Source organism: Comamonas odontotermitis (assembly GCF_020080045.1).
Classification (GTDB): Bacteria; Pseudomonadota; Gammaproteobacteria; order Burkholderiales; family Burkholderiaceae_C; genus Comamonas; species Comamonas odontotermitis.
The window spans coordinates 3,198,097-3,213,636 of sequence record NZ_CP083451.1 but is presented as its reverse complement, the minus strand read 5'-3'; the positions used below and the strand labels follow the sequence as shown (position 1 = coordinate 3,213,636).

Below are 15,540 nucleotides of genomic sequence, written 5' to 3'. Positions count from 1 at the left end.
TGCGTTATTAATTTTTGATGTCGATTGTTGACAAATTGCTGATGCGTTCTCTTTGATGGCTATGTTGCTTTAACACCAAGTGACTCCCTTTCATAAAGAAATTCGTATGCTAAATCCTCATAGAGTCAGTACGGCAAGCAGTCCCAGTCAGAGAGATGTAAGCATAATTTATTGAAATGCAACGCTGTATAAATTGAGTGCATTCATGTGTGGAACGGAAGAATGAGGAACTTATGGGGACGCGTCGGTGTTTGTGCTTAGGGTTGCTGTTTACAACCACACAGTGGTGCTGTGCTCAAACCGTTGTTACTTCGGTTGTGCCTAAAGGATTGGATGGGGCCCAAGTCCACATAGGCGATTCTGGCCGTGCACATGTGATACCGACAGCAGCTAAAGATGGTGTTTCGTACAACGGATTCAACCAGTTTGACGTAGGCAAGCAAGGGCTGACTTTTGAGAATCAGGGCGTCAATGCGCGCACGATTGTGGCTGAAGTGTTTTCAGCGGCGCCGTCTCGAATTCAAGGAGACCTGGAGGTCGTGGGGCCGCGTGCAAATTTCATTCTGGCAAATCAGAACGGTATTAGCCTTAATGGCACCAACCTTATAAATTTTGGCAGTGTGGCATTCGCAACAGGCGCCATCAGCTTAAGGGACCAGCAGCAAAGCGCAGGTCACAACCAGCGCTTTGTCGATGTCACTACAGGTCAAGGCACCATCCAGGTGGGCGACCAAGGGATCGCAGGAAATCTCATCCGTCTTGAGATGATCGCCAAGAATATTGAGGTTAACGGCCCAGTTGCCAATAACTACACATCATCCAGCGCGCAGGTGCGCATGGTGGCCGGGGACTCCAAGGCCAGTTTCGATACTGCAGCGTCACCGGTCGATAACCTGACCCCTTGGGTTTACTATCAAGCAGGCTCTGCGGAGCGCAAAGAAGTCGCAATTAAGGTAGGGGCGGGCTCCAAAGTCACAGCAGGCAAGATCGAAATCCTGGTCACTGATAAAGGCGCAGGTGTCCGCAACGAAGGTGAAATGGTAGCTTCGGCGGGTAATTTTACATTGTCTGCCACGGGAGACCTGGTTCAGCTTGGTGGCAAGATCGGTGCACAAGGCTCTGTCAATTTAAGTGCAGCAGATATCCATCTAGAAGGTGTAGATGCGCATCAAAGCCTGGTCTCTGCTGGCTTGCAAGCGAATTTGCAGGCGATCGGTTCCATTCGTAATATTGGTGGGGAAATTGTTGGCACCCAAAGGCTCTCGGAGGAAAGCCCTTACGCGGTCTACCTGAAAGCAGGCAATGGCATAGAGAACCGCAGCCCCGTAGGTGCAGAAAAGACCAGTGTTATTTTCGGTAAGGGTGACTCGATCAAGCTGGAGTCTGGCGCAGGCGGGATTCACTCCGTGAACGCGCGACTTGTCTCTAACTTGAACCTGGACCTAGTCAGCCAAGGTGCCATCACCAATGAAAGCGCGCACATCCTGGGTAGTGAATCCTCGGACTGGCGTACATCGGGCTTCTTGTCTCGCAAGAATGGCTACCGGGTAGACATGGGAAGCCTTGCGGACGAGAAAAATCTCGGCTACTGGGTCGCTCAAGGCAATGTCAGCGTTTCAGGCGCATCTTTGTCCAACACTGGTGGGTTCATCTATTCCAACGCAGGTAGCGTGGATATCAAGACGAAAGGCGCTTTCACCAATGAGGCGCATAGCGTCGGAATGTTTGAGTACAGCAAGCGCTGCGTGCTTTTCATATGCAAAACAACAGCTAATAGCACTGAGAAGCTGATGGGAGGCAAGGTCATGGCTGCCAATGACCTGCGGGTAGATGCTGGAGGCACCGTGCTCAACAATGGCGGAACCATGTATGCAGGCCAGAACATGGTTATCAACGCGCCGTCCATCATTGCGCGAGCCAAGCCTGTTCACACTGTCATTTTGCGAGACAAAGGACTCAAGGCGTTGTTTGGGGACACCTGGGCCCAGGTGTATGCCACAGACCAAGGCGGGTCCTTCACTGCTCAACAAGGTCGCTTAATGCTGCAAGGGGTTGCTCAGCAAGACGGAGGAGCTTTTGTGGCAGCTGTCGGAATTGACGGAGAAATTCAGGTCATCCGTAAACCCCATCGGGACCCTGTACGTATCGAGGATCATCTCGGCATCTTCTGGTGGTAGTAGGTACGGCGATGAAAATAAATAGAAAAAAGAGCGCGCTCTGGATGGGTTCGCTGGCAGGGGTGCTTAGCCTGTCTGCTATGGCGCAGAACAACCCAATTCGCGACCCTAACGATCAACTTATGCGCGAGCAGCAAGAAAAGCTGCGCAAGGAGTTGGTGGAGCAGAACGCCGCAGGAAAAATCCAGCAGGGTGCCGAGCCAGCGAGCGGGGCGGAGGATGACAGCAGCTTCCCTGCCGGGCTTCAAACCACGGGGCCGAGCTTTGAGATTCACGAGATCCATGCCACAGGTGACAGCGAACTGCTCAGTAGCAGCCGGTTTGCCAAAATCACTCAGCCTTTTGTTGGACAACAACTGGCAGTCGAGCACATCAACGTCCTGCTTGACCGTATCAACAAGGCATTGATCCAAGAGGGCTACACCACGTCGCGCGCCTACGTGGGTGGCCAGAACCTCAAAGAAGGAACCCTTGCGATCACCATCGTTGCGGGTCGAATAGAAAAACTGCTCTTCAATGGAGCGCCCGCTACTGACGTGGGCGCGTGGCTGGCCATGCCCATGAGGGAGGGAGATATTCTCCGTCTGCGCGATATCGAGCAAGCGGTGGACCAATTCAACCGCCTGCGCCGTAACAATGTTCAAGTCCTCATCAAGCCAGGCGAGACCTCTGGCGGCTCCATCGTTGAATTTGTCAACAAGGAAGGGAAAGCGGCCAGATACAACATGGGGTTGGACAACCAGGGAAGCTCCAGTACGGGGCGCGCACGCGTCCAAGCAGGAGTGGACGTAGGCAACATTCTTGGCTTGATGGAGTCCATGACATTTGGCTTGACCTCCAGCCAAGAGACCAATGCCATCTACGGCCTAGTCTCTGTCCCCTGGGGATACAACACTATCTCGGCCATGGCGTCTATCTCTGAGTATCAGAACCTCATTGCTGATACGGCGCTGGTGTATGGACGCTCCAAGAATTTCTCTTTGTCACTCAACCGTTTGCTGGCGCGCGATCAGAATAGTAAAACCGCGCTGGACATATCGTTGGCAAAACGTGAGTCCACAAGAGAAGTCAACAACTATCCTCTCACTCCACAAAGTCAAACCAGTTTGCGCGCAGGGGTCAACCGGTTGACGCGGTTTGACACGAAGTTGGGGACAGGGCAGTGGAGTGTGGATGTTGGGCTCTCGCGTGGCATCCCTGCACTGAGCGCTGACAAAGACCCGGATGATCTGCCCAAGGAGGCAGCACGTTACCAATTCACCAAACTGGACGCTTCGGCCTCATTGGATCGTCCTGTTGGCGAGCGCATCATCTATCGAGGCAAGCTCAGCGCCATCTGGAGCAATCGGCCGCTTTATTCATCAGAGCAGTTGTTTGCCGGGGGTGTCTCCAGTGTGCGTGCATATCCAGAGTCCTATCTGGGAGGTGACCAAGGCGTTATCTGGCGCAACGAATTTGCTTTGGCCAAAACCCAGCCGTTATGGGAAGGCGGTGCGCGCTATGAGCCCTATCTCTTTGCGGATGCAGCGTACCTCAAGACGGTCTCTGACGGTCGCTCGCGCAGCATTTTTGGAGTCGGTGCAGGTGCTCGCCTAGCCTTCCAAAACGCTTTTGCCGATGTTCAAGTCGGTAGAGCAATGAAGTCTCCTACTGGATATCAGAAACAAGGCTGGCGGGTTAACGCCAATTTGACGTATCAGTTTTAAGTATTTGGGATTTGGTCCTTGTGCTGGCTCCATTGTAGGTTTTAAAGGTCAGGACAGGTATTGATCCCAGCGTCGCGAGGCTGCTGTGAAATGCGTAGTCGCGAGGGGTGATGTGATGAACGAGTGCAGCGAACAACAGGAACGGTCTATGCTGTTTACCAACAAGAACAAACGCCGCGTCGCAAAAGCAGTGCTTGCGACCTATTTTTGGACACAGGCTGGCATGGGCGTGTTGGCGCCCGCGTTTGCTCAGAGCGCGCCTCCGATGCCAATTGGGCCCATCGCTGATCCACGTGCGCCACTTGCTTTTCAGCCAAGCATCCAGACGACGCCAGGTGGTGCACCGGTAATCAACATTACTACACCGAACGCTGCTGGCCTGTCGCTCAACCAATACCAGCAGTTCGATGTTCCGGCATCCGGTGTCGTTCTCAATAACAGCCAGATTGGCGGAACTCCTTTGCTTGGAGGGGCTGTAACAGCCAATCCACATTTGACAGGAGGAACCGCCAATACGATTGTCAATGAGGTCACAGTTCAAGGTGGTCCGAGCCAGATCAATGGAACGATCGAAGTGTTTGGCAATCCGGCTGCGGTCATTGTGGCCAATCCCAGCGGTATCACCTGTAATGGCTGCGGTGTCGTAAATGCTCCCCGCCTGTCGTTCAGCACCGGCAGCATTACATTGCAAGACGTCAATGGCGCTTCCAGCAACTTTGATCTTGCCTCTGGTGTTGGATACAACATTCAAGGTGGGCAGGTGTCGATTCAGGGCACGGGCATTGAAGGTACCGTAGGGCAGATTGATTTAATCGGTGAGTTGTTGCGTATCGATGGACCGTTGCGCGCGCACTACCTGAACCAAGGTATATCCAGCATCAATCTTACGGCCGGTAAAACACCCGTAACCCCTGCGTTAACTGCAAACTCTAACGTTGCTGCAAGTGCGGTGCCGGGTACATCGGTGGCAATCGATGCCACGGCTTTGGGGGCCATGACGGCAGGGCGCATCAGTATCATTTCTAACGATGCAGGTATGGGTGTGAACCTGCGGGGCCCTCTGTTGGCATATCAGCAAGACGTAAACATTCAAAGTGCGGGTCGAGTTTCTACCGGGGATATAGCCGCCTCGCGCGATATCCGTATTGATGCAGACGGATTTGTAGTGGCGGGCGGCAGAGTAGCCGCCAACGACAGCTTGCAAATCAACGGCAAAGATGGTGTTTACCTTGCGGGAGCGGCCAGCGCCAACAAAGGGCTCAATTTTTCAAGTGCCCAGGGCGGCATCACTGCGTTGGGGCCCCTGGCAACGGCGGGAGACCTCAATGTCCAAGCGGCGCAAGCCGTGCGTCTCAACTCCGAGAGCGCCGCAACCCAGATTGCGGGAAATACCAATCTCTCAGGTGATACGGTATCCATTTCGGGAAAATTTGCTGGCGGTAAAGACGTCAATATCAATGCAGCCAGCGGCGCCTCGATCGTAGGCAATGCCACCATCGCCGGCAACCTGTCCATGCAAAGCGGCGGCGATTCCGCGCTGTTCGGCAATATCCAGGTCAACCAGAGCGCAAGCGTAAGCGGCCGCAATGTCAGTACATCTGGCACCCTCACCGTCGGCGAGAACATGGACATCCTGGGAGTCCAGTCCGTGGATCTTCTGGGTACCACAACGGTAGGAAACCATCTGGGTGTTGGAGGGGGGAACGTCACCATTTCTGGCGACCTGGATGCTGGCCAGACCACCGTATCTGCACAGCAGTTGAATCTGGGCGGAACAGACGGCAATCTCAATGCTCGAGGCGACCTCAACCTCAACGTCAGCCAATCTTTCCATAACACGGGCAATGTCAATGTTTCTGGCAGCTTTGGTCTTACCACAGGAGGCAATGCACAGTTTGATGGCACGGTTTCCACAGGCTCCAATTTTGGCGTCAATGCGGGTGGCGATATTGCTATCAACGGTGCGGTAAACAGTGGTGGCAGCACCCACTTGAATGCAGGCAACAACCTGCAGATCAATAACACGATCACCGCAGGTGGTGGTGTGAATGGGACGGCTGGTGGCAATATTTCCGTGAATGAGCAAGTCAACTCTGCTGGCTCGCAGAACTGGCAAGCCGGGGGGGATTTCAACGCTTCTCAAGGACTGCAGGGCAATAACGTAAATGTCCAAGGTAGCAACGTCAATATTGCTGGAACGGTTCTGGGCAATGGTGCAGTCACTATTGCTGCAAATAACAATCTCCAATTGGGCAATGAGGTGCGGGCCAATGGCAACGTCAATCTCAGCAGCGCGCAAGGCGGGATCGTGGCCCAGTCGGTCTTCTCCAATGGCTCGGTCGACGTGCGCAGCCCCGGTAGTGTCAATGTTCAAACCGTTCAGGCAACCAGCGATATTTCACTTGTCTCCACTGCCAATCAGATTACCGCGCAAACACTGCTGGCAGGACGTGATCTGACCCTCAATGCCCAAGACCGTATTGCCGTGAGTGGAGATGTAGGCGCAGGCCGGAACGTCGCCATCGCCTCCAGCCAGGCGGGCGTTCAGCTCGCCCAAGCTTCTGCTGGAGAGAATCTCTCCATTGCAGCATCGCAGGCTGTGCAGATTGCCGGTGGCGTCAGTGCAGGAGGCAATGCCACTTTGACGTCGACGAACTCCGGGCTATCGGCGCAGGCGATTCTGGCTAGTGGGGATATCAACACCCAGGCAATGGGCGATATCGTCGTTGCAGGTGAAGTCGCATCCGGCGCCAATGCGCGGATCGCCAGCTCCAGTGGAAAGGTGGATTTGGGGGGCAGCCTTTACGGAGCGCAGAGTGTTGATGTCGAAGGCAAAGACATTCGCCTGGCCCAAGGGCTGCAATCGGGAGGTGCTGCAACCGTTGTCGCGACGGCTGGCAACATCAATAGCGATGCGGGCATAGCCGCTATGGGTAACGTGCTGCTGCAGTCCGCTGGCACCTCCACCATTGGCGGATCCGTTCAGTCCGCTACCAGCATTACCTTGCAAAGCGCTGGAGACACGCGCATTAGCGGCGATGTAATTGCACAGCAGAATTTGCAGACGCAAATCGGCGGAGCATTGGTTGCCACAAACGTGGCTGCAGGCGGCAATGCCCAAATCGCTGCCGATAGCATCACACTCAATGAGCTGCAGGTGGGGGGACAAGCCAACCTCCAGGCAAAGCAAGACATCAGCGTTGCACAAAATCTGATGGCAGGCTCTGTAGTGACTCAATCGGTTACAGGCAACACCACTATTGGTGGTCAGGTGGGCACGGCGGGGGCGCTGGCGATGGCGTCGGGGGGCAACATTGTGGCAGGCGACATTGTCGCTGGCGTGGCGAATGCCGATGCGGCCTCCATTACTGCGACGGGTTCTGTGCAGCTGAACAGTTTGCGGACCGGTGGTGACTATGTGGGGCGCGCGGGGCAGAACCACGTTGTTGCCAACGACATGGCAATTCAAGGCCATGCTGACGTACAAGCGGGGGGAGACATACAGGCAGGCCTGCTTTCGGTAGGCAACGGTCTGCAGGCGCAGGCTGGCGGCAATATCGTCGTCAATGGCGATGCACTGGTCATTGGCAACGCACAGCTGCAAAGCGGCGGTGCCCAGCAAATTGCGGGGAATCTGCAAGTCACTGACCAATTGCTCTCCAATGCCCAAGGTGGGCTGCAAGTGACTGGCGACCTGATCGCCAACAATGGTCTGCAGGTGACAAGCACTGCCGGCGCGCTGAATGTCGGCGGCTTGCTGGGTACCCAGGGAGCAGCCCTGGTCAATGCAAACCAAGGCGTGCAGGTCGGTGGCGATGTATTGGCCAATGCCGTTCAGTTCACCAGCAGCGGTGGCGGCGTGGCAGTCGGCGGCAACCTCTCATCCCAGGGCGATGCATCGCTGCAGGCACAGCAAGATATCGCCGTGGCCGGAAAGACAGCGGTCATGGGCAACCTGCAAGCGGCCAGCAGTGCAGGCAGCATCACCTTTGCGGATGACCTGCAAGTGGCGGGCGACTTCAGTGGCCATGCCAACAAAGACCTGAACTTCTTGGGTGACAGCCTGCTGTTGGGGCAGACTGACCTCAAGGCAGATACGGGCCGCATCAACAACCAGGGGAACATGACCTTTGGCCAAGCCGTGAACATCAATACCACGGGCGATTTCGTCAACGAAGGCACGATCCAGTCACAAGGCGATATCACCGTCAGTGCCCGAAACATTGACAGCAATCTGGCGCAAAAAGGTGGAATTGCCACAGGCGGCAATCTGTCGTTGACGGCATCAGGCATGACCCGCCAAGGCCAGAGCGGTACCTTCAATGCAGCCGAGGACATCACCCTGCAAGCTGCATCTGGCACCCAAGCGGCAGGCACCATTGCCGCGGGCCAAGACCTTCACTATACGGGTGGTGCTTTGTCTAGCAGCGGCACTGTGGTAGCGCAGAACGCAGATATCGATGCTGCCCTGGCCAACCAAGGCAATGTGTATATCCAAAACAACCTGAATGTGACTGGCAGCGCCACCAACAGCGGCGAAATTGCAGCCAAGACGCTGACCATGGCTTCGTTGGACAACAGTGGCAAGGTCGGTGCCCAAAGCGTCACCCTGGGTGCAACCAATAACTCGGGTGAAATTGCGGCGGACACGGTAGACATCAGCGGCGGCCTGTCGAATACCGGAGCCGTCAGTGGTGGCAGCTCGGTCAGTGTCAGCGGCGGCTCCACGTCCAATGACGGCACCATTGCCGGCGGCACAGTCAGCTTGGCTGGATCCGCCATCACCAATGGGGGTCAAATCCAGTCCTCTGGCGCGATGATTATTGCTGGTGGTACTTTTGAAAACCGCCTGCAAGAGAGCAAGAGCTGCACGCAGCCGGGCGGATGCACTACGCCTGACACCTACGAATACAGCCAGACCCCCGGATCCATCTCCGCGGGCAGCACGCTCAATATCAACGTAGCGAACGCCACCAACAAAGGGGTGATCCATGCGGGCTCAGACATCACCATCAATGGCGCCCTGAACAACGAGCGCAGCACCAACGACCCCTACACCTCGGCGGGGGCTGGCGGTGGCGCGGTCTCGGGCATTATCTCTGCAGGTGGCAACCTGAATGTGACAGGGCCATCTGTACAGAACAGCGGTCAGTTGCAAGCAGGAAATGCTGTGCAAATTACGAGCTCCGGTGCATTTAACAATGCAGCACCTACGGAGGATGTAGCCGGTCAAGTCATCGGCAAGAGCGTCAAGGTGACTGCAGGAACCATCAATAATGATGGCATGGTGCTGGCTCAGGCAGGCAATGCGGACCTGATTGCCACCAATGGCGCCATCAACAACAAAGGCACCGTTGCAGCCACTGGAGGCCTGAACCTTACTGCGACCGGCGCCGTCTCCAACACCAAAGACGGAAAACTGCTGGGCGACAATGTCACCATCAAGGGCGACAGTTTCAGCAACGCAGGAATTGTCTATGGGCAAAATGCCGCCCCAAGCAAGGTCACTATCCAGACCAATGGTGGCTTTAACAATGCCGCCACAGGTATCGTGATCGCTGGCGAAAAGCTCGACATCAAGGCTGGGACATACAGCAACACGGGCGGCACTGTCGGTAGCTTGCAGGACGCCACCTTGACCATGGCAGGCAACTACGCGCCAGCGGGCAATGCCCTCGTGGCACTGGGTAAACTCGATCTGCAGGTTGGCGGTATCTCGGTAGGCGTAGGCGAGAGCTGGAATGTTGCCAGCACCGACGTCAACTGGACGGGTACCCTGACCAACTACGGCAGCGTAGCCATGGCGGGTAATGCATCGGGTGCGATCGAGAACCTGTCCTCGGGTAACAGCGCATTTACGGGGTCTCCCAACGTCTATGACGGTACTTATGAAATCAATGGCTCGCCTACTGGCTTGACCGGAGCGACGGTGGTGGGGTACACCGATGTCGATCACCGTGCACAACTCTATATTGGTGGCGCTTTCAGCGGAAGCCTGCACAATCGCGCCTCTGACGCTTCTGTTGGTGGCACTTATAGCTTGACCCAGGAGAACGTCGCCCAGAAAGTCATCTGGGAAGGGAAAGATGCAGGTGGAAATACCGTTCAGGTAGAAGCAGACTCTCAAACACTGGCGCGACTCAATACCGGTTCGGGTACGACCAATATCACGCTCAACGGCCCGAATACCGGCACCATCGTAGGGGATGGAATCGTCATCAATGGCGGCAGCATCACCATCAATCCTGGCATTGATCCGGCTACAGGCCTGCCTCTGGTCACCAACGCGCAGGGCACCCAGGTCAATGCGGGTAATGCACAAGCTGGCAACACGGCAGACACCACGACCGGCAATATCAAGCCTCTGGCGGTGAATGACCCGAACGCAGCCGGTAGCACCAATGTAGCGACCACCGATACGAGTGGCGCAGGAAGCGGCGCAGGCAGCAATGGCGGCGCAGGCGATACCGGCTCAGCGGGCACCCCTGTGGCAGGCAATGGCGATGGACCAACTCCCACGCCGCCAGCGCGTACCCTCAACCTCAAAGACCCCATCTTCCAGACACCGGAAGGCGCCGTCGCGGTATTGATGGGCTCGGGCTTCAACCCGAAGTGGCCAGACTGGAACCAATTGCGCGTGGTGCCTGGTGGCATCAGCGCCAATGACCTGCAACTCAACCTGGATGGCCGCTTTACCAACCACGGCCAGCTTGATGTCACTAACCAGCTCATCATCAACGCTGCAGAAGGCATTGACAACTTCGGTGCCAGCATCAGGGCAGGCGGCACCGCCAGCCTCAATGGCAAATACCTGAACAACGACAACGGCCTTATCCAAGCTCGCACGCTTGTCACCGATATCAAGGGAGACATCAGCAACAACCGTGGCCGCATCGTTGCGAGCAACGGCGGCTTTTTGCAGGCGGGTGGCAACATTGCGGCCAATGAAGGCCAGTTCATCAGCGATGCAGGCAAGTTTGTACTGGATGCCGGTGGCGACATCGACCTCATTGCCAGCAAGGTTGAAGGCAAGCAAGGCGTGGGCCTTAATGCAGGTGGCAACATTAATCTGGGAGCCAAGCAGACCACCCAAACTGTTCATGCGAATAAAAATCTGACAGAAACCCAAGCCTGGAACAACAGCGCCAGTGGCAGCGACACCTTTGTAGAGGGCACCTCGGTTATCGAAAACCGCCAGGCAAGCACCACCACAACCACCACCAGTGTTGGCACCACCATTCAAAGCGGAGAAGGCAGTGTCGCCATTGCCGCTGGCGGCAAGCTTGCAATTACTGGTGGCGGCATCAATGCTGGCAAGGACGTGCTGCTCAAGGGCGCAGACGTGACCGTGCAGGCAGCCAAAGAAAGCACCGTTACCACCAAAGAGCAGACACGCACTGCCGATGGCCGCGAAACCGACCGCGAAACCAGCACCACGCGTAGCGAAAGCTACAGCGGAGGCACTGTAACCGCAGGTGGCAAGGTGGCCATCATTGCCGATGGCGGCGCGGGCACCGACGCCAGCAAATCAGGCGGCAACGTGCTGCTCTCCGGCAGCCAGATCGAAGGCAAGCAAGGCGTGGGCATCTCGGCCACTGGCAATGTTGACCTGCAAGCCCTGAAGGCGGACAGCAGCGCTACCTACAGCGGCAAACAGACCACCCTGGCAAACACCCGCACCGAAGGCGAAAGCACCGGCGTGACCAACCACAGCACAGTCGTCTCCAGCAAAGAAGGCGATGTGCAAATTGCTGCCAAGGGTGATGTGGGCATCATCGGCTCCAACCTCACTGCGGGTAAAGACATCGTCGTCAAGGGCGCGAGCGTCACCGTGCAGGCGGCCAAAGACAGCGCCTATACCAACGACTACGAAAAGAGCGGCCGCAAAGAACACCGCCTGGCGCAAAGCAATGAAACCCTCAAGGGCGGTGAAATCACTGCGGATGGTGGCATCACGCTCATTGCCAACGGAACTCCCGTACCTAAGCCAGCCAATCCCCGCACTGGCACAGGCACCCCAGATGACCCTGTGGCGGTAAAACCCACGGAAATCAGCTCGGGCAAGGGCTCTGGCAACATCACACTGCAAGGTGCCACCGTCACTGCCAAGGGCAATACAGCCCTCATTGCAAGCGGTGATGTCAACCTGCTAGACGTGCAAACCGGGCATGACCGCTACGAGGAAAGCTACAGCAAGAGCAGCGGCTTTTTAAGCAGCAAGCGCACCACCACTGTTGACACGGGCCATTCGAGCCTCAGCGAAGGCAGTGTTGTACAGGGCAAGGATGTCACTATAAATGCGGGCCAGAACATCAACCTGCGCGGCTCGCACGTTGTGGCTACAGGAGACATCGGCTTACTCGCTGGCGGAGATATCAATGTATTGGCGGGTAAAAATACCGCACAGGGTGAGAGTTTTAGCGAGACCAAAAAATCTGGCCTCTTTAGCAATGGCTTGTTCAGTTGGACATTGGGCTCCAGCACTGTCTCGTCGACCCATAACACAACAAGCGAAGTGGCTGCTGCTTCCAGTTTGCAAGCCATGGGAGGCAGTGTCAATGTAGTTGCAGGTGGTCACTACCAGCAAACTGGCTCGGCCGTTCTTGCGGAAAAGGACGTCAGCATTCTTGCTAAAAGTGTAGATATCACCGAAGCACGCGAAATCGAGAAGGACAAGTTTGAGACCCGCGCCAAGCAAAGTGGGCTCACACTCTCGATCAGCAGCCCGATTATCAGCGCCATTCAGACCGGCACGGCATTGGGCAACGCCATGGGTAAGACCAGCGATGCCCGCGCACTGGCGTTGGGCGCAGCCACTACGGGCCTGTATGCCTACAACAATGCCCAGGCGATAGGCCAGTCGGCCCAGGCTCTTACCGACGGCAACCCCGCAGCAGGCCTCAACATCTCGCTCACTCTGGGCTCCAGCCAAAGCCAGAGCACTCAAAACCAAGAAAAGTATCTGGCTGCTGGAAGCACTGTACACGGCAACGGCAATGTCACTATTAAAGCGACAGGGGCAGGTCAGGATAGCAACATTCGCATCCAAGGCAGCAATGTCTCGGCAGATAAAGACTTGACATTGGCCGCCGATAACAAAATCGACCTGCTTGCGGCGAAAAACACTGTCACCAATCGAGGTGAGAACAGCAGCTCCAGCGCGGCGGTAGGGGTGGCTCTTCAATTAGGTGGCAATGGCGTTGCAGCGGGCATCACTGCCAGTGCGAGTGGTGGCCGTGGGCATCAAAACTCTGACGATGTCTACTACACCAATACCCACATCAGCGCCGGTAACAACCTGACCATTCAATCAGGTGGAGATACCACTCTGCGTGGGGCGGTTGCCCAAGGCAAAAAAGTAACAGCGAACGTGGGTGGTGACCTCAAGCTCGAAAGCCTGCAAGACACCAGCAAGTTCGACGGCAAGCAGCAAAGCCTGGGCGGTTCTATCACGGTCGGTGCTGGCGTTGCAGGTAGCGTGAGCTACAGCAGCAGCAAGGCCAATGGCGACTATGCCAGCGTGACCGAGCAAACGGCCATCCGTGCAGGCGACGGCGGTTTTGACATCACCGTCAAAGGAAATACCGATCTCAAGGGTGCAGCGATTACCAGCACACAAAAGGCAGTGGACAGCAACGCCAATAGCCTGACAACGGGGTCCCTTACCGTCAGCAGCATAGAGAACCATGACAACTACTCCGCGAGTGGCATCAACCTGTCAGGTGGCGTGTCGCTCGGAGGCAAGGACCCCAAAGAGGCAGGGGGCCAGCCCAGCACCGTAAACAACGGCACCGACTGGTCGTGGCAAAACCCCGGTAAACCCGGGGTCAGCGGCGCAGCTGCGGGTGTGAGCAGTGATCGTGGACAGCAAAACAGCACGACACACAGCGCCGTCAGCGCAGGCGCAGTCACCATCACTGGTGCAGGACAGAACTCTGGCCAAGTGCTAGCCAGCTTGAATCGGGACGCTCGCACAGGAGATGATGGAAAAGCTGCAGGCAGCCTGAACAAAACCTGGGATGGCCCAGCCCTGATGGCGCAGCAACAAGCCAATGCGCAGATTTACGCCATGTTCGGCCAACAAGCCACCAGAGCTGTGGGTGACTATGCGCAAAGCCAGCTGAACAAAGCCGATGGACTGAGACGTGAGGCTGCGCAACTGGATGACAACGACCCGCGCAAGGCCCAGTTGAACCAGCAGGCCCAGCAACTCGACAGCGACTGGGGATCTGATGGCAAATTGCGCGTACTGGCCCACACCGTGGTAGGCGGCCTCACTGGTGGCGTACAGGGGGCAGCCGGTGCGGCAGCAGGCACGCTCACCGCTCCTGCTGTGGCGCAAGCCTTGCAAGAAGCGGGCATTACCGGCCCGCTGGCAGACACCATTGTCGCTGCAGCAAGTACGGCTGTGGGCGCGGTAGCCGGTGGTGCATCGGGGGCAGCAGCTGCAGCCAATGAAGTCACCAACAACTACCTCAAACACGAAGATGTCATCCGCATCAAGCAACAACTGACGCAATGCTCAGACAAGGAATGCCGTGACAAAGTCATTCAAAACGCGTACATCACCAGTGCCGCCAACGACTTGGAACTGCTGGGCTGCAAGGCCAACAATAGCTGCGATACCCTCAAGGCAGAGTACAGCAAAGGCACCAGCACTATAGAAGGGCTGCTGGATGCGGGTATCTCGCCAAACGATGTGGGGAAATTGCTCAACCTCCAAAGCAACGGCGCCACCATCATCCGCGGCAACCTTTATGACCGCCAGTGCAACACGCCAGAATGCGTAGACAAGGCCAAATTTCTGCTGGGTCTGTCCCAAGGGCTGAGCTACCTCACACCTGCAGGGGCGGTAGCAGGGGCAGGACAAATTGCCTACAACCTCACCACTGCCATCATTAACAATGGAGGAGAGGCAACAGCAATAGCTGTGATTCAAGGCATCAAGGGGCTGCCAGAGAACATCATGGCGGGTCTGATGAGCGATGACCCGAGGGTGCGCGGAGAGACGCTGGTGACGGCGTTGACGATACCAGTGGTGGCAGCTGCGGTAGGCCGCAAGGTGGGCGTAACGGTACTGGAGAATATAGGAACAGGGCCAGCAGCGGGATCGCGAACGGCACAGCGCGGTGGGGTGAATTTTGGTAACGGGGATGCGGATAGCGCCGGTGGAAAGCCAAACTCTGGCGGAACTTCGCAAAAGCCGTCGGTCGCAGTGCAAGGAGGAACCGTTGAACTGTTTACGGATTCTCGAGGGCCACAAGTACCTGGTGCTGTGGGGGTAGGCCCCACTACGCCAGGAGCAGTAGCTACAGATGCGACGAATATGCCGAGTATTCCAAGCGGCAGTCAAGCCACGGTGGTCGCTAATAATCCATTTATTCCCAAAGATGCAGGTGGAACTTTCTCCATGATGGATTATTTGCCAGAGGCGACGCGTATTACACAGCAAGGTGGTGAAATTATTGTCAATGGGACGATCAGGAACCCTTACGTTAAGCTGCCTTCGTTGTCGCAATTGGATGAGTTAGGACTGAAGGTGATCTATCAAGGGCCACTGAAACCAGAGTTTCAAGGAGGTGTGTACCGAACGACAGAAGGTGCAGTAATGCCTGTTAATTCAATGCAAACTATTATTTTTGTAAAAAAGTAAAATC

3 protein-coding genes and 1 pseudogene are annotated in these 15,540 nt (G+C 56.2%); all 4 read left to right on the top strand.

Features of this window, described 5'->3' with window-relative positions; all coding sequences use genetic code 11:
* The first annotated feature begins 317 nt into the window (after nucleotides 1–317).
* The 4 genes and pseudogenes from LAD35_RS14765 to LAD35_RS14750 all read left to right on the top strand — a co-directional run bounded on the left by LAD35_RS14765 (nucleotide 318) and on the right by LAD35_RS14750 (nucleotide 15,536).
* Nucleotides 318–2,177 (top strand): filamentous hemagglutinin N-terminal domain-containing protein, encoded by a 1,860-nt coding sequence (locus LAD35_RS14765; protein WP_224149770.1) that lies wholly within the window; start codon nucleotides 318–320, stop codon nucleotides 2,175–2,177.
* Between the two features lie 44 nt (nucleotides 2,178–2,221).
* Nucleotides 2,222–3,883, top strand: coding sequence for a ShlB/FhaC/HecB family hemolysin secretion/activation protein (locus LAD35_RS14760; protein WP_224149769.1), 1,662 nt, complete (start codon nucleotides 2,222–2,224; stop codon nucleotides 3,881–3,883).
* 115 nt (nucleotides 3,884–3,998) lie between these two features.
* Nucleotides 3,999–4,934: pseudogene (locus LAD35_RS22435) on the top strand (filamentous hemagglutinin N-terminal domain-containing protein); the annotation flags it as partial.
* Between the two features lie 114 nt (nucleotides 4,935–5,048).
* Nucleotides 5,049–15,536 (top strand): hemagglutinin repeat-containing protein, encoded by a 10,488-nt coding sequence (locus LAD35_RS14750; RefSeq protein ID WP_224152722.1) that lies wholly within the window; start codon nucleotides 5,049–5,051, stop codon nucleotides 15,534–15,536.
* The last annotated feature ends 4 nt before the right edge of the window (nucleotides 15,537–15,540 follow it).